At 66.2% G+C, this 18,594-nt stretch carries 26 protein-coding genes and 1 pseudogene; 22 read left to right on the top strand and 5 right to left on the bottom strand.

The window, feature by feature from the left end; genetic code table 11:
• The first annotated feature begins 67 nt into the window (after nt 1-67).
• Nucleotides 68-631 carry a hypothetical protein gene (locus tag ON20_RS29525; RefSeq protein WP_157229110.1) on the top strand — a complete coding sequence of 188 codons (564 nt, stop codon included), beginning with the start codon at nt 68-70 and terminating at the stop codon, nt 629-631.
• A gap of 9 nt (nt 632-640) precedes the next feature.
• On the opposite strand, the gene ON20_RS29520 is transcribed toward ON20_RS29525, so the two are convergent.
• Nucleotides 641-1,378: a histidine phosphatase family protein gene (locus ON20_RS29520; protein WP_218002689.1), complete on the bottom strand. Its 738-nt coding sequence runs from the start codon at nt 1,376-1,378 to the stop codon at nt 641-643.
• Nucleotides 1,379-1,578: 200 nt separating this feature from the next.
• On the opposite strand from ON20_RS29520, the gene ON20_RS40080 reads away from it, so the two are divergent.
• Together ON20_RS40080 and ON20_RS29510 are read left to right on the top strand one after the other, a co-directional pair.
• Nucleotides 1,579-1,707 carry a hypothetical protein gene (locus ON20_RS40080; RefSeq protein ID WP_281032931.1) on the top strand — a complete coding sequence of 43 codons (129 nt, stop codon included), beginning with the start codon at nt 1,579-1,581 and terminating at the stop codon, nt 1,705-1,707.
• A gap of 410 nt (nt 1,708-2,117) precedes the next feature.
• On the top strand, nt 2,118-2,738 hold the full coding sequence (locus ON20_RS29510; RefSeq protein ID WP_040841184.1) for a hypothetical protein: 621 nt from the start codon (nt 2,118-2,120) through the stop codon (nt 2,736-2,738).
• A 104-nt stretch (nt 2,739-2,842) separates the two neighbouring features.
• Here ON20_RS29510 and ON20_RS35235 read toward each other — a convergent pair whose 3' ends face one another.
• From ON20_RS35235 to ON20_RS29500, 3 genes are read right to left on the bottom strand one after another with little or no spacing between them, the layout of a single operon-like run.
• Complete coding sequence (locus ON20_RS35235) at nt 2,843-3,046, bottom strand: DUF397 domain-containing protein (protein WP_083865447.1); 204 nt, start codon at nt 3,044-3,046, stop codon at nt 2,843-2,845.
• Nucleotides 3,036-3,257, bottom strand: coding sequence for a DUF397 domain-containing protein (locus ON20_RS29505; RefSeq protein ID WP_040841182.1), 222 nt, complete (start codon nt 3,255-3,257; stop codon nt 3,036-3,038). The genes ON20_RS35235 and ON20_RS29505 overlap by 11 nt, the downstream gene beginning before the upstream one ends.
• Nucleotides 3,254-4,366 carry a helix-turn-helix domain-containing protein gene (locus ON20_RS29500; protein WP_306306883.1) on the bottom strand — a complete coding sequence of 371 codons (1,113 nt, stop codon included), beginning with the start codon at nt 4,364-4,366 and terminating at the stop codon, nt 3,254-3,256. Before ON20_RS29500 ends, ON20_RS29505 begins: the two co-directional genes overlap by 4 nt.
• Nucleotides 4,367-4,383: 17 nt before the next feature.
• On the opposite strand from ON20_RS29500, the gene ON20_RS37510 reads away from it, so the two are divergent.
• From ON20_RS37510 to ON20_RS29465, 7 genes are all read left to right on the top strand, one after another.
• Nucleotides 4,384-4,824: a hypothetical protein gene (locus ON20_RS37510; protein WP_169332401.1), complete on the top strand. Its 441-nt coding sequence runs from the start codon at nt 4,384-4,386 to the stop codon at nt 4,822-4,824.
• Nucleotides 4,821-5,027 carry a hypothetical protein gene (locus tag ON20_RS29490; protein WP_157229108.1) on the top strand — a complete coding sequence of 69 codons (207 nt, stop codon included), beginning with the start codon at nt 4,821-4,823 and terminating at the stop codon, nt 5,025-5,027. Before ON20_RS37510 ends, ON20_RS29490 begins: the two co-directional genes overlap by 4 nt.
• A gap of 79 nt (nt 5,028-5,106) precedes the next feature.
• Nucleotides 5,107-5,472, top strand: a complete 366-nt coding sequence (locus ON20_RS29485; RefSeq protein WP_040841174.1) for a hypothetical protein — start codon at nt 5,107-5,109, stop codon at nt 5,470-5,472.
• 245 nt (nt 5,473-5,717) lie between these two features.
• Nucleotides 5,718-6,275: a DUF3558 domain-containing protein gene (locus tag ON20_RS29480; protein WP_051163611.1), complete on the top strand. Its 558-nt coding sequence runs from the start codon at nt 5,718-5,720 to the stop codon at nt 6,273-6,275.
• Between the two features lie 35 nt (nt 6,276-6,310).
• Complete coding sequence (locus ON20_RS33655; protein WP_051163610.1) at nt 6,311-6,712, top strand: hypothetical protein; 402 nt, start codon at nt 6,311-6,313, stop codon at nt 6,710-6,712.
• Complete coding sequence (locus tag ON20_RS33650; RefSeq protein ID WP_157229107.1) at nt 6,712-8,043, top strand: hypothetical protein; 1,332 nt, start codon at nt 6,712-6,714, stop codon at nt 8,041-8,043. Before ON20_RS33655 ends, ON20_RS33650 begins: the two co-directional genes overlap by 1 nt.
• A complete protein-coding gene (locus ON20_RS29465; protein ID WP_040841172.1) occupies nt 8,040-8,801 on the top strand; it encodes an ESX secretion-associated protein EspG in 762 nt (253 codons plus the stop codon). The genes ON20_RS33650 and ON20_RS29465 overlap by 4 nt, the downstream gene beginning before the upstream one ends.
• A gap of 156 nt (nt 8,802-8,957) precedes the next feature.
• On the opposite strand, the gene ON20_RS29460 is transcribed toward ON20_RS29465, so the two are convergent.
• Nucleotides 8,958-9,704 (bottom strand): maleylpyruvate isomerase family mycothiol-dependent enzyme, encoded by a 747-nt coding sequence (locus ON20_RS29460; protein WP_040841237.1) that lies wholly within the window; start codon nt 9,702-9,704, stop codon nt 8,958-8,960.
• A gap of 126 nt (nt 9,705-9,830) precedes the next feature.
• Between ON20_RS29460 and ON20_RS29455 the strand changes: the two genes are divergently transcribed.
• The 12 genes and pseudogenes from ON20_RS29455 (at nt 9,831) to ON20_RS29400 (ending at nt 17,835) form a co-directional block, all read left to right on the top strand.
• A complete protein-coding gene (locus ON20_RS29455; RefSeq protein WP_040841170.1) occupies nt 9,831-10,529 on the top strand; it encodes an NUDIX hydrolase in 699 nt (232 codons plus the stop codon).
• A 596-nt stretch (nt 10,530-11,125) separates the two neighbouring features.
• Complete coding sequence (locus ON20_RS29450; RefSeq protein WP_040841235.1) at nt 11,126-11,749, top strand: hypothetical protein; 624 nt, start codon at nt 11,126-11,128, stop codon at nt 11,747-11,749.
• A gap of 5 nt (nt 11,750-11,754) precedes the next feature.
• Nucleotides 11,755-13,056 (top strand): SRPBCC family protein, encoded by a 1,302-nt coding sequence (locus ON20_RS29445; protein WP_040841167.1) that lies wholly within the window; start codon nt 11,755-11,757, stop codon nt 13,054-13,056.
• The gene (gene gvpJ, locus ON20_RS29440; RefSeq protein WP_040841165.1) at nt 13,053-13,454 is read left to right on the top strand and encodes a gas vesicle protein GvpJ; all 402 of its coding nucleotides are present in this window, start codon (nt 13,053-13,055) and stop codon (nt 13,452-13,454) included. Before ON20_RS29445 ends, gvpJ begins: the two co-directional genes overlap by 4 nt.
• Nucleotides 13,454-14,245 carry a GvpL/GvpF family gas vesicle protein gene (locus ON20_RS29435; protein ID WP_040841163.1) on the top strand — a complete coding sequence of 264 codons (792 nt, stop codon included), beginning with the start codon at nt 13,454-13,456 and terminating at the stop codon, nt 14,243-14,245. The genes gvpJ and ON20_RS29435 overlap by 1 nt, the downstream gene beginning before the upstream one ends.
• 4 nt (nt 14,246-14,249) lie before the next feature.
• A complete protein-coding gene (locus ON20_RS29430) occupies nt 14,250-14,486 on the top strand; it encodes a gas vesicle protein GvpG (RefSeq protein ID WP_040841161.1) in 237 nt (78 codons plus the stop codon).
• Nucleotides 14,487-14,512: 26 nt separating this feature from the next.
• The gene (locus ON20_RS29425; protein WP_051163607.1) at nt 14,513-14,848 is read left to right on the top strand and encodes a gas vesicle protein GvpO; all 336 of its coding nucleotides are present in this window, start codon (nt 14,513-14,515) and stop codon (nt 14,846-14,848) included.
• Nucleotides 14,845-15,237 (top strand): gas vesicle protein, encoded by a 393-nt coding sequence (locus ON20_RS29420; RefSeq protein ID WP_040841160.1) that lies wholly within the window; start codon nt 14,845-14,847, stop codon nt 15,235-15,237. The genes ON20_RS29425 and ON20_RS29420 overlap by 4 nt, the downstream gene beginning before the upstream one ends.
• Complete coding sequence (locus ON20_RS29415) at nt 15,230-16,021, top strand: GvpL/GvpF family gas vesicle protein (protein WP_040841158.1); 792 nt, start codon at nt 15,230-15,232, stop codon at nt 16,019-16,021. Before ON20_RS29420 ends, ON20_RS29415 begins: the two co-directional genes overlap by 8 nt.
• Nucleotides 16,018-16,233 carry a gas vesicle protein gene (locus tag ON20_RS29410; RefSeq protein WP_040841155.1) on the top strand — a complete coding sequence of 72 codons (216 nt, stop codon included), beginning with the start codon at nt 16,018-16,020 and terminating at the stop codon, nt 16,231-16,233. Before ON20_RS29415 ends, ON20_RS29410 begins: the two co-directional genes overlap by 4 nt.
• Complete coding sequence (locus ON20_RS29405) at nt 16,230-16,535, top strand: gas vesicle protein K (protein WP_040841153.1); 306 nt, start codon at nt 16,230-16,232, stop codon at nt 16,533-16,535. Before ON20_RS29410 ends, ON20_RS29405 begins: the two co-directional genes overlap by 4 nt.
• Nucleotides 16,536-16,676: 141 nt before the next feature.
• A pseudogene (locus ON20_RS29400) lies at nt 16,677-17,835 on the top strand (FIST signal transduction protein).
• The last annotated feature ends 759 nt before the right edge of the window (nt 17,836-18,594 follow it).

Here is an 18,594-nt window from a genome sequence, read left to right as displayed (position 1 = left end):
CCGGCGTATGGGCGGCGGCGTCATGAAAAATCGGCAGGACCGCAACCGCTGGACAATAATCGGTTCCGTGTCTCCGACCGAAGACCCCGCGGCGAATTCCCACGCCGAGCCACCCGCCGAGACAGACTTTTCCGACGCAGCCGTCACCATCGAGATCGAGGGTCGAGAGGATTTCGTCTCGTCGAAGCGCCGAGCACTGATCGAAGAACTCCCCGCAGCGCTGCGCTCCTACGGCATCGACACTCACCTGCGGTTCGAGCACCCCCCTACCGCACAGCGGCAACGGCGGCAGCCGCAACACGCCCAGGAATACATGCGGGCGATCAACCTACCGGCGCTGGAGACCATAGCCCTGCTCATCGGCGGAAGTATCGCCGCACCGGCCGTAGACACACTCGTCGACACACTGATGCAAGACGCCATCGAGTGGGCGAAGACCCGAATCCGCCGAGACCCGGACGGCTGGCGCAACCCCGGTGAACAGCATGTGGTGGTCACGATCTACGACCCCACGGGCGAACAGGTCGGTCACGCCCAGATATCCGAAGACCGCGTAACCGGCCACCTCACCTTCCCCACCGGAGTCAGACACCTGGACCACCCGCCCCGCCACTCCGACGACCCCCGCTGACAAACAACCTCACACCGATCCACCCTCCAGATGCGCGACGCTCCCCCATCGGACAAGGGCCAGTATCCCACCCGCGTTTCGCCACTGTGACACAGAAGCATTCGGCACCGGATCCAACCCTTTCGGAGCGGACACCCCCAGCCCCTCGGCGATATGCCGAACAGCGGTCACCACCGCGTCGTGTGTAACGATCAGAACGCGCCGCCCCACGGCCACCCGCTCCAGATCGGCCAGGAAACTCCGCACCCGAAGCACCACATCGGCCGGCGACTCCCCACCCGGCGGCCGATACACCCAATTCCCCACCCGTTCCCGACGCAGACCCTCCTCCGGCGCCCGAGCCCGGAGAACGGCCGGCGGGAACAGTTCGAACACCCCCATCTCGCGATCGCGCAGCCGTTCGTCGGATAACGCCCGCACCCCACCCACGGTGGGGTCGACCGTCTTCGCCGCCCACCTCATCGCCTCCCACGTCTGCCGGGTCCGCCGATACGGCGAGCAGACGACCAGATCCGGCCGCTCCACGGGCTCCAGCCCCGCGAACCATCGACCGAGCGCCACCGCCTGTCTCATACCGAGCTCGGACAACTCCACCCCGGCATCCACCCCCGGCAGGGGCGCATCGACGGTGGGATCCGCGTACAGATCATTCGCCGTGCTCCGACCGTGACGCACGGCCCACAACCCCGCAAGGCCTGTCGGCATGGCCATACCGTCGTCCGCGAACACGTCATCGGTGCCGGACATGATCTTTCTCCCTTCCGCGCCGTATGGCCGGGCAGAAACCGGTACGCTCTCCCGGTCATGTAGGGAAGGTACAGGGGGCGAGGTATGGGTCGTTTCCGGCTTGTTCGCTACCTCGTATCGGCATCTCGAGCACTCTTTCACGATCAGCCCGAGTTCGATGGAACCGTTCCGGCTCGTACCACGTCATACCCGATGAGGGCGTGAGCAACCCGGCGAACATCGACGCCTACGCACGCCGCTCGGCGGCAGCCGGTTCCACCGAACCCGTGGTTACCGATCACGACGACCACAGGACCGTCATGAAGGAGGACACGCGAACGAACCACTGAAAGTCGACCCGGCCGCATTGGATGTACTCGCCGGGAAGTTGGCGAAGCTCGCCGACAACACACCCGATCCGAACCTGAAGGCACAGATCCGGGAAGTCCTGGCAGGCAGGGGAAGCGTTCGTGCACTGGCACACGGGGAAGCCCTCAACCGTATCCTCGACCGAGCCCTGCCGAGTGCGCTGCAGGCAGCGAAACAGCTGTCCGACCAGCAGTTGCACCGCTCGCCGAGCAGGGCCGCAGGGAACTCGACCAACTCCGGAACGAGCCGTACGTATCCGAGACTCTGTCGCGGCAACCAGCCGTTCCGCCACCCCTCCACCGAAGCCCTCGGCACCTCGGGAACTGCCGCCGGAAACCATCGAGGCGGACGACGAGTACTTCCGTGAACGCAACCAACGCGGATGGCTTGTATGAAATTCGACCTCGCCGCTCATCCGGAGACCGGCATACCCACGCCCGGATCACCGCAACATCTCGTCATCACCGATCCGTTGCCGAACGAATGCAGTCGTCACGGGCACGAAACAGTGGAGCGTCGAGAGGGTCAGGTGACCTTCTACGCCACCCGACGCGGCGGGCGGCAGATCACTTTTGTGCGCCTGCTGTGGAAGCTGATACAGGTCTGGCGGTTGACCGTGGTCGAGCACATCGGCCCGGACATTGTGCTGCACGGAGAATGGCCGGTCTGCTCTTCGCGTCTGCGTCCCGGCCGGTTCTATCGCCGCGTGGGAGCCGCGCTGATCGTATTGGCGGCGCTGAGTGTCGTGGCCATGGTACTGCTCGTCCTGCAGGGTATCCGGCCGCCGCAATGGGCGATGTTCGTCTTCCTGCCGGGGTGGATTCCGATCGGGATGCTCGTCATCATGAGCTTGTTCCGGGCGGGAGAAACATTCGTTCGTGCGGAAATCTCCCCGGATATGCGGCAGGTCGATATCGAAGCGCACGAACGATTCACCGCTGCCGCCGAGCGGCTTCTCGATGGAAGCGACGCGAGTCCGAAGCAACCGAGAGGTCAGGCTTCACACTCATAGTTCGGCACCGGGCATCACAAAGGTGTATTGAAGGGCCGGGTACGACAGGGTCAAGAACCTGTGAATGGTGGCGGACACCTGAGGGGCCCGCCACCATTCACAGGTCACCGATCGAATGCTCCGCCGGCGAGACCGCCGAGGAAGCCATCCCATTGCTCGGGAGTGAAGAGTAAGGCTCCCCCATGTGGGTTCTTGGAATCACGAACACCGACCAGATCCTGGTCAAGGAACACGACCTCGACACACTCCCTGGTAGCTGAACTATGGCTGCTCTTGAACCAGCCGGCTCGGGACAGATCAGCCGCCATGTCCGAACTCGCCACCCGCAACAGCGGTAGTGAAAGCTGTCCACTCCAGCGGGGCGAAAACCAGAGCCGGACCGGATGAGTTCTTGGAGTCGCGGACACCGGTCAATCCTCCGTCGAGGAACGCCACCTCGACACACTCTTTCCTGGCCGAACTGCGGCTGCTCTTGAACCACACCGCATCGGATAGATCGACATTGCATTTGTCGCTCATGAGACGTACTCCCTAGCTACCTGCCGAAGCAGAGTCCTACTTGCGGTTTCGTCCAGAGCCGCATCCATGAGGGCCTGGTGTGCCCCATGATAACGATCGACGTCGTTGGGTTTCTCCAAATACATGTCTCCAGTGAGGCTCTCCAGATAGACAACAGGTGGTTCGGCAGGCTTGCCCTTGTTGTCGGTCCCGAAGTCCAAAATCACGAACTGTCCCACAGGGTCCCCCAAGGGGATGCCCGCCCGGAACGGAAGCACATGGACACGTACGTTGGGACGAGTGGATATGTCGGCAATGCGCCTGAGCTGCGCTGCCATGATCCTCGGGCCGCCAACGACCCGCCGGAGCGCACATTCGAGCAGCACCACAACGAGATCGGCCGGATAACGTTTGCGCACGATCAGTCCTTGGCGCTTCATCTTCATCTCGACCATTCGCTCGATCTCGTCCTTGCCGGCACGTGGAGACTCTGCACGCATAAGAGCTCGGGCATAGTCCGGCGTCTGCAACAGGCCGTACACGACGTCGGGCGTATACGAGCTCAGCTGACAGGCTGCGGCTTCCAGCCCCATATACACATCGAAGTTGTCCGGAATAAGACTCCCGTACTCGTGCCACCACGACTTGACCGCCGCCTGCTGCGCCAGCCCTATCAATGCTTCAGTCTCCGTCTTGCCGGCATTGTAGATACCGCACAACTGCCGCACATCGAGCAACCGTATCCGCTCCGATTGTCCGGTTTCGAGCCGCTGAAGCGTACTCGCCCCGCGCTCGATTCGCCGGGCAGCCTCCGGAATCGTCATTCCGGTTTGCAACCGCAGGTCCCGCAGATAACGCCCGAGCTGACGCCGAGGCAGAGTACTTCCGAGTTCTGACATGTGACGAGCCCCCATTCTAGTTTTCAACGCATCGGTTGTTCCATCGAACGTGTCATTCGATCGGGTTTCGTCCTGCGGCTTCGTCGGGACTTCTTCGGGAAGAACGAAATCCGATAACTGCACGACGCGGACATGCTGTCCTGAACCCGCGCCCGGTAGGGGTGGCAATACCGACATCCCCTCCACCACCCCGTACCGATCCGCCTTCGGTCCGGGCGCACCCATGACCATAAATACCAGGGAATTTCATGTCCATACCCACCGAGAACGGGTCACTCGGGCGCTGCCATTACTACCGAACCGTATGTGGATTGCCATGCCATATAGATGAATCCGGCCGAATCGCCGTCACCATCGGAGGCACTCTTCAGGCTCTCACCACTCCGGAGTCGCTCGGCTGTGCCATGCGTGACTTCTTATCAGCGCGTTCTCTCGTCGGTCCGATCCTTTGGCACCGCTCTCGTCGCTACACCTTCTTGGCCTCGTATTCGGTTGAAGCCGAGGATTACTCGCTTTACTCCCGCATCCTGCTGCGCACCAACTCCCAGATCGTCCCACCACAAGGCATCGTGGCCCTGCCTTCTCCTCGCGACCCCGATACCTACCGCCGCTGGGTCCATCCTGTCCGCGATGTCTTCCGACCGACCCTGAAAACTCTTCTCGACGCCCTCACCGAATGCGCCGCATGACCGCTCCCGCACCGCGCGCCGACGACCCTGACGTCCACCTCAGCGTCTTCCTCCACGACGCCCGTCTCGACTACGCCGCCCGACGCTCCGCCGCCCGTCTGTTCCTCACAGAATGGAACGCCCGGCAACCAGGCGCCGCAACCATCCTCCCCGACCCGCCGGCCAACCTTCCCAGGCTCCCCTGCGAACGTCTCTACCTTTGATCCCCGCCGCTCCACCGAGCTCGGGCAGACCATCCCGCCGTCCGCTCGGGCAGTAGCCGATCCTCAACGAAAGGACCACGTGGCCCTCGCTTCCCATTCGCCCGCACCCGGTGAGCCCTCGCCCCTCTCGCCCCGCACCCGCCAGCTCGCTGTCGGCTACCTACGCGAAGACCTCAGCCCCGATCTCGGCTTCGAGATCGTCCGGCTGCGACTGTCCGCGATAGCACACGGCTATATCCTTACCCGCGTCATGTCGGCCGACTCTCCGCGCGACAACCTTCGCCTACTGGTCACCCTTCTCCACGACGGCGCTACCGCGCTACTCATCCCGGAACTCGATCATCTCCCCGAGGCCACCCGCGCCGCCCTGCGCCCGGCTTGCGACATCGTCGCGGGCCGCACGTTCCTACCGCGACTCGGCAGCAGCGCGACCGACAGCCCATAGCGGACCGGCCACACCGGCGCGGGTCATCGACATCGCTTCCCCGCGCCGGCGACCCGATGCGGCCACCAGCCATATGCGCGCTACCAGACGAAACGGATACTTCTTCCCTTCGCATCCCACCTCACGCACACGGCTCCCGCCTCTCGGCCGATGTTGTCGAAAACCGATGGAACCGCTGCGGACTCCGTTGCGTCCTATAGTCATAGCGGGGGAAATCCCGCACCACGGCCCAAGGGGAGAGATCCATGCGTATCGCCACCACCCTCCACACCATGCTGGTCACGGCAGCGGTAGTGACGCTGGCCTCCGGGTGCGGTGCCATAGGCGGCGACGCAACCACCGCGACCTCCGTCACCACTACCCGCGACATCGACAATATCGTCGTCTTCGACCCATGCACCCAGATCAACGACGACGTGCTGGTATCCATGGGTCTGAACCCCTCATCCAAGAATATCGTGACCAACGCCGCAGAAGGACCGACCTCGTGGCGTGTCTGCAACTGGAAGCCCACACACCGGCAGTATGCGATGACTGTGTTCTCTACCAGCCATACCTTGGACGAAGCACGGAAGAACGAAAACCACACCGATATCCGAGAGACCACTGTCGGCGGCCGTCCTGCGATCTTCTCGCGTAACAAGTCGGACCCCGAGGGCGAAGGTTGCTACATCTCGTTCTCTGCTCAGCAAGGGATGTTCGAGATCGGCGCCACGTGGGTAGACGGCGAGCCCAGTGACGGCGATATCTGTGCGATCGCCATGCAGTACGCCACCGCAATCGAACCCCACTTACCCGAATAGGCACAGAGACCGCACGGAGTCAGAGCAGGGGCGACATGTCAGAATATGTTCAGAACGAGCTGCAACAATGGCAGCAGTTCAAACAGCAGGCGATCAGCGGTGAGATGCGACTGGAAGACGGTATCGGTACAGAGCTGGCGCAAGCCTGTGAAACCTATCGTCAGAAACTCGAAGACCTGAAGCTGAACGCTCGAGACCTCAGCCGCCTCTCGGGCTACGGTGGCCTGCCCTCCGCCCTCGCCGTACAGGACAAATTCCAGCAGAAGGCCGTCTGCGGTAGTCAGAATCCCGACGACAACGCCGTCAAACGCCTGGAACAGCACATTGAACTCGCCGAACTCATGCGCGACACCTACCTCGCCGCCATCGGCAAACTCCAGGCCACCGATCAGGAGACCGGCACCCAGCTGACCAACACCGGTGAGGGAATCCGCTGATGCCACTACCAGCCATCTTGGGAGTCGGCGCCGCCATCGCCGCCGCCGCGGGCGGCGTTATGGGAATCGTCGACAACTACAGCCAATCCCGCGAGAACCAGGACAATGCCAACCGCGCCCGCGAGACCGGTGAGCAGCAGTGGACCGGTGACCGTCAGATCATCAGTTCCGAATGGACCCGTATCAGTGCAGGTTTCACAGGGGAATACGCTCCCGCGCTGGCTCCTTGCGAAGCCTTCCAAACCTGGTCGCACAAAAAGATCTGGGAAGCCTTGAACGGCCAGGGCGAGTTCGCCGACAAGGGCCCGGTCAAGGAGAGCGATATCAATGCCGGTGCCGATGCCTGGCGCAGGCTGCAGGAATCCACCAGCACCGCCATCGACGAATTCCGCGGGGAAATCGAAACCGCCATTACCGAGAAGTGGGGCGGCCACACCGCCACTACCGCCATGCAGTCCACCATCGCCTACACCGACAAGGCCAAGCTGCTGCCGCTGTCGTTCCAGATGGTCGCCAACGGTATCGATCTCATGCAGGGCTATCTCGGCCAGGCGCAGCTATCGGTGGTCCCGCCGGTCGAAACGTCCGGATTCGACGAGTTCGTGGGCCATATCCCGGGCAATGGCGTCCTGAAGGCGAACGCGCACCGCGCCAATGAGGCCGAAGCCGCGGCCCAGGACATCATGATGCGGATCTACCAACCCGGTGTCACCGAGGTCGATGGCCACACTCCGGTGCTGCCTACTCCGCACAACCCTGTCAACGGCACCACCGACAACGGCCCCGGCACCGAGACACCCACCGGAACCACTCTCGGCGGCCCAACCATTCGCACCCCCACCGCCCCGGGTGAGCAGAACCCGAACCAGGATCAGAACCAGCGAACCCAGCCGAGCAGCACCACCGATACCGGCACTCAACCGAGTTCGCCGAACACCACCTCCGCCTCCACCGAGACCCCCCATACGAGGAACTACCTCGAGGACCCGCTCGGCCGCACCACCAACACCCCCGGCACCACGACCTCCCCCGGCACGCCGGGCTCCCACGTCCCGGGTTCCACCCCGCAGACCCCGAGCCCCGGACGCAGCGTCCCCGGCCAACCGGGCCGGACGAACCAGGGCACCCCGGCCACCCGCACGGGCACCCCCGGCACCACCGCCGCCCGCGGTACGAGCGGTATGCCCGGTATGGCCTCCCCCGGCGCCCGCGGCCGTAACGAGGACGACGACGAGCACAAGACCCCCGACTACCTGGTCTACGAGCGCGCCGGCGAGCTGATCGGCGATCTGCCTCCGGTCCTCCCGCCCGGAGGGGTCATCGGCGGATGACCCAGAACCGTTGGCAGCTCGACGGTCTCGCGTTCACCGTCGCGCTGGAGGCGTTCGGCCGCGACCGTCTTCCATACCCGCTCGCCTTCCGCCCCGATTTCTGTGAGCGCGCCGAGGATTTCGAGCGGCTGCGCCGCCGCGCCGCCGAACGCGTCCAGCAGGTCCTCGACCGGCCTTTCTACGACGCGCTCGCGGTCCTGCTGGAACCGAAGCTGCGCGTGGAGGTCCACGGCTTCTACGGTCCGCGGCAGTCGCAGGTGGTGCGCATGCACGCGGGCATCGTCGACAATGTCGCCGCCCTCGCTCTCCAACAACCGGGCCCCACCCGCGAACACGGCCGCGACGTCGTCATCACCCGGCATCCCGCCTCCCGGCTGGCCGCGGATCTGATCGTCCGCCTGCCCGCCGCGAAACCCGGCACCCATCCCTCTTTCCAGGGCTGTCGCGAAGACCTGCACGCACCCGTCTACTCCCAGCACCCCACCCGCCTGTGCCCACAGGAACAGTTCCAACGCTTCTTCCGCCGCCCCCGCACCGGCACCGGCGAGATCACCGTCTACCCCGGCTACACCATCGATTCCCGACCCACGGTCGATGGCCGCGCCTTCATCTGGCTCGATTACCCCGACGACGGCCGCTATCTCCTCCACCACAACAGTCAGGGCCTCACCGTCACCCCCGCCGCCCCGGACGATTTCCTCCGTCAACTCCAGGGCCGTATCAACGCCACCGCCCGCCACCTCTCCCCCGGCCGGTAACCGAGGAACGCAGCGCGCGGGCGCCGCCCTTCAGGGCGGAGGGAAGCCAACGCGAGATACGCCCGACTCCGCCTTCGGTATGCCTTCGAGGGAAAACCGATCCCCGGCGAACTCGATCCGGACACACGGCGCCCACGGCCGAGCCGGGCCCCACGCTCACGGCACGATCGGTTCGCTCAACACCGCGTCCACCTCGCCCCGGTCCCCGAGCACCGTCAACCCCGCCTCTTCCGGCGTCAACCGCCCCCACAGCACGAGCGCGAGCCCTTCGGCGCTCCCGGACACCCGCGATCGCACATCGTCGATACTCTCTCCCGTGCCGCCGAGCACCCAACCGGGCGCCCCCGCCAGATCGGCGGCCACCAGACCGAGCGGAATCCGCAGTGGAGCCATCCGCCCCATCGCCACCTGACGCGGCTGGAATATCGTCACCACCTCGTCGACGGCGTCCGCCCACACCTCCGGCGCGGCCTGCGCGAGCCGGAGCGTGGCCTTGCCGGCGATCGCCGCCCGCAGGTCGTGCAGGTGCACGAGTGTTTCGTGCGTCTGCCGGCGATGCCAGAACGACACCGTGCCGGGCACCATGGGGCTCGGATGCCCCATGATCCGGGCGGTCTGCCCGGGGCTCAACGCTTCCAGCGTTTCCCGGAGTTCACTCGCGCACGCCTCGTAGTGCGATGCGAGATCGAAGGGCCCGTCCCCCAGCTGCGAAGCCTTCTCGTCCCGGGCCTGGGCCGCCGCCCAGTGATGGACGAAGGCGATGTGTTCCACCAGCTCGCGGACCGTCCAGTCCCCGCACGCGGGCACCGGCGCATTCGGGTCGGCGTCGCGAATCGAGGCGAGGAACTCGTTATGGTACTCGGCCAGCAGCGACAGGTAGTCGAGACTCGGTGAAGCGCTCATGCGCGCCAAGGTACCGTTTGCCACCGTCATCCCACCGAGTCGACCGATGGAGCCGAGCGCGGGTCGTGTTCTCCCCGCCCCCGGTCCCCAGGTAGCGGCCCGCCGGTCTGGTGCAAGATCGGATACATGAGCACCACCCCCGGATCGCACGTCCCCGACAGCATCGCCGACTTCCACGCACTCGCGTACTCCCGGCTGGAGCGCTTCCCACGGGTCGCGGTCCCCGACGCCCCGGGTATGCGCCGAGCGGCGGTGGTGCTGTGCGTGGTCCAGGAAACCGATGGACCGCTGTCGGTCATTGTCATCAAACGGGCCTATCAGGGCCGTAACGCCGGACAGTGGGGTCTGCCCGGCGGACGGGTGGAGGAGGGCGAAACCCCCGAGCAGGCCGCGATACGCGAACTGCACGAGGAACTCGGCCTGCGCGCACACCCCGACGACATCCTCGGCGCCCTCGACGACTTCCCGGCCGCCTCCGGATTCGCCATCACCCCGATCGTCGTCACCCTGCCCGACACCACCGACCTGCTCCCCAACCTCGACGAGGTCTACTCGGTCCATCTGGTCGACCTCGCCAGGCTCGCCGCCGACGACACCCCGCGCTGGGTCCACCCGAACGACGCGGTACCGCAGGACTCGCCACGTGCCGATATCACCCCGAGCGACGAATCCGGTCTGCTCCAGATGCGGCTCGGCCCGAATATGACCATCCACGCCCCCACTGGCGCGCTGCTCTGGCAGTTCCGCGAAATCGTCCTCCTCGGCCGAGCCCCCGACGAGGCCCGGGTCGCCCACTTCCGCCAACCCGTGTGGACCCACCGCTGACGTCCGCCACCTCGCTGACATCCACTTACCCACGGCGGCGCGCTGCACGCCGCGCGGACGGGGATGCGTTGCACTGTGAATTCCTCCGGTCCGAACCGGAACACCCGCACACCCGGCTCGTCCGTCAGCGTCGCGGCCTTGAAGACCACGGCCGGAAAGTATCCACCGCTCGGGTCGAAGGCATAGCCTTCGGGCAGCACACCGTTGAACAGATGGCTCCCGTGCATCGTCGATGAACCGCTGTCGGTGCCCGGGGCCGGCAAACTCACCGACCGGTCTTCACCTTCGCCGAGCCGGCCGACGAACCCCTGTTCACCGCGCTCCACAATGTGCGACCCGGTCGATCCGAGACCTACGTTTCCGCTTCCCCGCAGGGACAACTTTCTCGTCACGCCGGCGCCGCCGTTCGCTGCGGAAGGCTCCCCACGCCCGCCGCCGCTGACTTTTCGCAGGTAACTCCTATCGACCCATCCGGTAACCCGGCATACGCTGAAGTTGGCCACTGCACTGTGGCCTACCCCACATCCAGGGGCGTCGAGTCTCGGCGGCCGGCCTCGCCCGGGGCGGTGGCGGTCGCGGCGAGCAAGGAGTTGAGCATGGAAGGCGGAGCAAGAATTGCGATAGGGGTGGGCATCGGTTACCTGCTGGGCCGCACGCGCAAGATGCGCTTTGCGTTGTCGCTGGCGGGTGCGGCGATGTCCAGACGGGGTGCGGGAGCCCCCGGGGAACTGGTGAAGCGCGGGACCTCGCTGCTCGAGTCGAAAGAGTTGTCCCAGATCACCGATACCGTTCGCGGCGAGTTGCTGGGCGCCGTGCGGTCCGCCGCCGTGACCGCGGCGAGCAACCGCATCGATGCGCTGAGCGCCCGATTACAGCAGCAGTCCGCCGCACCCGAGGGGGACGACGAGGACCGCGGCGGCGACCGGAAGACAGAGACGGACGAGGACGACCACGCACACGAGCCGCGTGACGACGAGCAGGAATCGGCCGAGGAGGACCTCGAAGACGAGTACCCGGCCGAGGAGGAAGACGAGGACGACACCGAGCGGCCCACCACGCGGGCACGTACCCGCCGAGCGAGCCCGGCCAGGGCGAGCAGGACCGGCTCCCGGACCTCATCCCGGGCGTCCGACACCGCGGAACGCCGGACACCCACGCCGCGTCGACGCCGGGCCCGCGATGAAGCCGACGAAGCACCCGTGCGACGCACGAGAAGGTGAGGCCGATGGCGAAGACTCTGCGCGATACGACGGCCGGAGTCGGCAAGCTGGCCACCGACACCGCGGCCAAGGCAACCGGCACCGCGGCGCGGGCCACGAAAACCGCGGGCCGGGCCGGATCGGCGGGCCGGCAGAAAACCCAGGCATCGACCCCGACCGAGGTGTTGCAGCAATCGGTGCAGAACCTCGCCGGAACCCTGGCCGACCGCGCGGTGTCCGGCCTGTCGGGCAAGGTGTCGCAGGCGGCCGGGCGGTTGAACCAGTACGCCGAGGGCAGCGGCGGCGGGAACCTGCTGGCGGCGCTGACCGGGGTCGAGAAGCTTGCCGGCGGCGCCTCCCCGATGCAGGCGGTCATGAGCGCGGGCAAGGCCAAGCTCGGACGCACGGTCAAGGACACGTTCGAATCGGCCAAAGAAGCGCTGACCGGCGGCAAGGGCAAGGGCAAAGGCACCAAGAAACTCAAGCTGACCAATATCGTCGAGCACATCGATGTCGGCGTTCCGATCGACCTGGCCTATGACCAGTGGACCCAGTTCGCGGAATTCCCGAAGTTCATGAAGAAGGTCGAACAGGTCGAGCAGGTCTCGGACGAGAAACTCACCTGGACCGGCAAGGTGTTCTGGTCCCGGCGGATGTGGGAATCCACGATCCTCGAGCAGGTGCCCTTCGAGCGGATCGTCTGGCGCTCCAAGGGCGCCAAGGGCTATATCGACGGCGCGGTGACCTTCCACGAGCTCACCCCGAACCTCACCCGCATTCTCGTGGTGCTCGAATACCACCCCCACGGGCTCTTCGAGAAGACCGCCAACCTGTGGCGGGCGGCCGGGCGCCGCTGCCGCCTGGAACTCAAGTTCTTCGAGCGCTACGTCATGTCCGAGGCGGTGCTGCACCCCGATGACATCGTGGGCTGGCACGGCGAGATCCGCGACAGCAAAGTCGTCAAGGACGACGAGACCGCGCGGCGTGAGGAGCAGGAGAACGCCGAGGAGGAAGGTGAAGGCGAAGAACCCGAGGACGAAGAGCCGGAGGGTGAGGAGCCGGAGGGTGAGGAGCCGGAGGGTGAGGAGCCGGAGGGTGAGGAGCCGGAGGGTGAGGAGCCGGAAGACGAAGAACACGGCGAGACCGACGAAGACGAAGAACCGGAAGACGAAGAGCTGGAAGACGAGGAACCGGAGGACGAAGAGCACGACAAGACCGACGAAGACGAGGAGGCCGCGGAACCCGAGCCGCCCCGCCGGCGCCCGGCCGCCCGGCGGGGCACCGCGGTGCCACGCCGGTCACGTGAGAAGCGAGGAGTACACACATGACCATCCAACCTTCGGGCGGTGGCGGAAGCGGCACAATGGCCCGCCCGAACTCGTCCAGTTTGGCCGACGTCGTCGACACGATCCTGGACAAGGGACTGGTCGTCGACGCGTTCGTACGGGTCTCGCTGGTCGGTATCGAATTGCTGACCATCGATGCCCGGGTCGTGGTGGCCAGCGTCGACACATATCTGCGTTTCGCCGAGGCCGTCAACCGGCTCGAGATCTCGAGCCAGCCGAAGGGCCTGGCGGACCTGGTCGGCGACACCACCCAGGGCCTTTCCCAGCGCAAGACGAAGGGCGCTATCGAAGCCGCGGGTGAGAAGGTCATGGACTTCCTCGGCGACGTGGACGAGAAGCGCAAAACATCCGGCCGGGCCACCAGAAGAAGGGAGGACTGATGTCCACCGCCGGAGCAACCCAGGAGACCGAACCCGAGCAGCGCGCCGCGGTGTACGTCTACGGCATCGTGCCCGCCGACGTGGAACCCGAACCGCACGCCACCGGTATCGGCGACCCCCCGAGCGATGTCGCGGTCGTGCGGCATGGCGAGATCGCCGCGCTGATCAGCGAAATCACGCTCGACCGCCCGCTCGGTACACCCGACGACCTCACCGCCCACGCGCGACTGCTGGACGGGACGGCCGCTGTCGCCCCGGTGCTACCCCTGCAGTTCGGAGGCGTGGTAACCGATACGGAGGCGGTAGAGAAGGAACTGCTCACCCCCAACCACGACGAGTTCCACACCGCGCTGAGCGAACTCGAAGGTCGCGCCCAGTTCGTGATCCAGGCACGCTATACCGAGAACACGATCCTGCCCGAGATCTTGGACGAGAACCCCCAGGCGGCGCGGCTGCGTGACGAGATCCGCGACAAACCGGAAGACGCCACCCGAAACGAGCGAATCGCCCTGGGCGAGATCGTGAACCAGGCGATCGAGGCCAAACGCGCCGCGGACACGCGCCGGCTGGTCGCGGCACTCGACGAACTCGACCCGATCGTGCGGGAGCGGCCGCCCACCCACGAAGAGGACGCCGCCCACCTCGCGGTACTCATCGAACTGTCCCGGCAGGACGACCTGGAAAGGGCGTTGGCCGAGCTCGGCGAGGAATGGGACGAGCGGGTGGAGCTGAGCCTGCTCGGCCCCATGGCGCCCTACGACTTCGTCATGAGAAGCGCACCCGAAGGATGAGGACATGGGCTTGTTGACATCGATCCTCTCATTGCCGCTCGCCCCGGTCCGCGGCGTGCTCTGGCTGGGTGAACTGATCCAGGACCAGGTCGAACAGCGGATGCACGACCCGGCCACCATCCGGCGCGAGCTCGAGGAGATCGAGGAGGCCGCGGCGGCCGGCCACATCTCCGAGGAAGAACGCAAACAAGCGCAGCAGGCGGTCCTCGGCCGCATGATCCGACCGCCCGGCGGCATATAGCCGCCGACGAGTAAGGAGGGATCGGTATGAGCCGCAGAACAACCACCCAGGACTCCGAGGACATGGAGTCCGAATCGGGTGGGCCACCTCCCCTCACCGCACGGGAGGCCGCCACGGCGGCGATCGAGCACCTCATGGAACTGACCTCGAAATCGGTGGAAGGCGTCACCTCGATGGAACCCACCGAGGACGGCCGACTGGTGGAGATCGAAGTGCTCGAGGACCGCCGCATCCCCTCGTCGTCGGATATGTTGGCCCTCTACGAAGTGGAGATCGACGTCGACGGGAATCTGCTGGCCTACCGCAGAACCAGACGCTACGTCCGCGGCAGCACCGATATCGGCCGAAGAGACCAGCGATGACGGTGGTCGGCGGCGGATCGTACGAGCCGCAGCCCTACGGCGGCGGGCACCGGTCGACGAATCTGGCCGATATCCTCGAACGGGTCCTCGACAAGGGCCTGGTGATCGCGGGCGACATCCAGGTGAACCTGCTCGATATCGAACTGCTGACAATCAAACTGCGCCTGGTCGTCGCGTCCTTGGAGACGGCCAAGGCGGTCGGCATCGACTGGTGGGAAACCGACCCCTGGCTCAACAGCAAGGCCCACGCGCTCGAACGGCAGGATCACGACCTCGAACTCGAGAACCGTGAATTGCGTGAGCGGATCGCCGAACTCGAGGCCGCGAACGAGCGCCGCACCTCCATCGAACGCCGCCGCGAACCGAAGAAAGCGAGCGGCCGTGACTGATGGTCTCGGAGTCTGGCTGTACGCGGTGACGACCGCGGACGCCGCGGAGGGGCTCGAGGCGCTCACCGGAGTGGCCGGTGAGACGGTACGCACCGTGGTCTCGGGCTCGCTGGCGGCGATCGTCGGGTCGGTGCCGCTCGAGGTATTCGGGGAACAGCCGCTGAGCGGGCACCTGGAGGACCTGGACTGGCTGGCCGCCACGGCTCGGGCGCACGACGCCGTCGTATCCGCCACGGTGGGCCGCGGCCCCACCGTCCCCCTGCGCCTGGCCACCGTCTTCCTCGACGACGAACGAGTGCGCGACCTGCTCGACGAGCGGCGAACGAACTTCGAGGCGGCGCTGACCCTGGTGAGCGGCCGCACCGAATGGGGCGTGAAGGCCTACGGCGACCGCGGCGCCCTCACCGCGGCGGTGGCCGAGGCCAGGGCTGCGAGCGAAGGGAACGCGAAAGGCACCGGCGCGGCATACCTGGCCCGGCGCCGCGCGCAGCTGTCGGCACAGGAAACCGTGGAACGCGACGCGGCGCAGCGCGCCGACACGATCCACACCCGCTTGGTCCACCAGGCCGCGGCCGGACGGCGCCAGGCGACAACGGATCCGGCGCTGAGCGGTCGCCGCGACTGGATGGTGCTCAACGGCACCTACCTGGTGGACGACGACCGCGCCGACGATTTCGCCGCGACCGTGGACGCGCTCGGCAACGAATTCCCCGGTATCCGGCTCGAACTCACCGGGCCGTGGCCACCGTATTCCTTCGCGGGTGTGGAACGCGAGCCGGCATGAGCGGCGTCGACGGCGAACGCCGCGTCGCACTCGTCGACCTGCTGGACCGGGTGCTGGCCGGGGGGGTGGTCGTCTCCGGTGACATCAAGCTCGCCATCGCCGACGTCGACCTGGTCCAGATCTCGCTGCGGGCCCTGATCTCCTCCATCAGCACGCTGTCGGCACAATCGCTCGACTCCACGTCCCCTCGCGCACCGGAGCTGCCCGGATGACCGAATTCGATGGCATATCACCGCGAATCGACACCGACCCCGAATCGGTCGAACGGGGACTGGTCACCCTCGTGCTCACCTTGGTGGAACTTCTCCGACAACTGATGGAACGTCAAGCGCTGCGGCGCGTGGACGAAGGCGACCTGAGCGAGGCGCAGGTCGAGCGTATCGGCACCACCCTGATGCTGCTCGAACAACGCATGGAAGAACTACGCAACCATTTCGGCCTCTCCCCCGAAGACCTCAATATCGACCTCGGCCCCCTCGGCCCCCTCCTCCCCGAAAACCCGACCGACCGGTAACCCACGCACTCGGCGACCATGGTCTTCCCGGCCCGGGACCCACGCTCGTCTTCGGCGCGCCGGCACATCGTGTCACAGCCCTGAAAAACCCTGCACCGCAATGCTGTACCCGAGCCGAGGACGTGTGGTTACGATGGAAGGGTGCGGATAGCGGTCGGGCTTTCCAGCGCGCCCGAGGCCCCTCGGGCGGGCGAGGAAGCCGCGACATCCGCACGCACCCAACTCGCGGATCAGACGCCGTCGCTGGCCATCCTGATCGCCGGCCCCACCCACACCGACGACGCCGAGGAACTCCTCGATGCTGTCCACGACAACCATCGAGGTGCCCGCCCTCGTCGGATGTGTCGCGCAGGCCGTTGTGGCGGGCCGCCGCGAGATCGAGGACGAGCCGGCGGTCGCGGTATGGCTGGCCTCCGGGCTCCCGGTCCCCGCCGAAACCTTCGAAATAGCGTTCGTCCGCACCGCCACGGGCGGCCTACTCGCCGGCTACCCCTTCGACAAGACCACCCACGATTTCCACCTCCTGTTCCCCGACCCCTACTCCTTCCCGGCCGAGATCCTGCTCGACCACCTGGACACCGCCCTCCCCGGCACCGTCGTCATGGGAGGCCTGGTGAGCAGCGCACCACCGCCCACCGGCTGCAGAATGTTCCGCGACCACGATGTCGTGACCGCCGGCGCGGTCGGTGTCCGACTGCCCGGCGTGCACCATGTCCCGATCGTCTCCCAGGGCTGCCGTCCGATCGGCGCACCGTACATCGTCACCGCCGCCCGTGGGGCGGTGATCACCGAACTCGGCGGCCGCCCGCCGATCGAGCGGTTACGGGAGATCGTGGAAATACTGCCGCCCGACCAGCGGGAACTGGTGGCGCACGGCCTGCAGATCGGCATAGTCGTCGACGAACATCTCGCGACACCCGGGCAAGGTGATTTCCTCGTCCGCGGCCTGCTCGGCGCCGACCCCACATTCGGCGCGATCGAGGTCGGCGAACTCGTGGAGGTCGGCACAACCGTCCAGTTCCAGGTGCGGGACGCGCTCGGCGCGGACAAGGATCTACGGGCGGCCCTGGCCAAGGCAAGCGCGGACCTGCCCGGCCGCCCCGCCGGGGCGCTACTGTTCACCTGCGTCGGACGCGGCAGGCGTTTGTTCGACACCGCCGACCACGATGCGACGACCATCCAGGACATGCTCGGCGATATACCGCTCGCCGGTTTCTTCGCCGGCGGCGAGATCGGCCCCATCGCCGGCCGCAACGCCCTGCACGGTTTCACCGCCTCGCTGGCACTGTTCGTCGACTGAACCACCCGGGTCCGGACGTGGCGCTGTGTGGATCGGAGGACAGCCGAAGCGAGCGTTATAAATCGACCTTCAATAGCCAGAACTACGAACCACACGAGGTGCCCTCTTGGTGGTCGACAGCAGCGCAGAAGCGAGAGTGACCACGGCATCGTGTGCGGCGGAGGCGGCGCTGTCGAGTACACGGATCGGGGCTGGTAGGCCGCCCGCTGTTCATGCCGCTCGGAGAGTGGCAGTGAGTGCGGTCCAACGGTGTGGGGATGCGGCGGCGGACGGAGTGTGTCGGTTGGCGGCACCCGGCCGTGCGGCGGACGATCTCGGTGATTTCGGCGAACAAGTGCTGGAACACGTCGTGCGGGGCGAAGGTCACCCGTTCGGCAGGGGGCATGGATTCCAACGCCGAGAGTAGGGCGAGGGTGACCGACTCGTCGAGAGTGATGCGGTCGGCGAGGCCACCGACGGGTTGATCGCCGGTACCGGGGAGTGGTTCGGGAAGCCATCGGCCGATGTGGCGTTCTCCGCGGCCGCGAGCCGAGGATGCGGTAGGACAGGTTCATCGGAATGCGTCGTTCCGAATCGACTGCCCGCAGCTCTGCCGGTGGGGCCCCATTCGTCCTATATGGCGCTCTCCTCTGCGTGGTTACGCATATCCATCCAATAGACGACACAGCGTCTCGGATTGTCAGTGATGCCGACTCGCACCTGACAATCCCGGGCGCTGTGTCGTCTTTATTGGTGAGGGCCGTGGGCCGCCGTGCTGTG

This window comes from Nocardia brevicatena NBRC 12119 (genome assembly GCF_000308495.1).
Classification (GTDB): domain Bacteria; phylum Actinomycetota; class Actinomycetes; order Mycobacteriales; family Mycobacteriaceae; genus Nocardia; species Nocardia brevicatena.
Note: the sequence above shows the minus strand (reverse complement) of the source record. Positions and strands in the feature narration are given on the sequence as shown.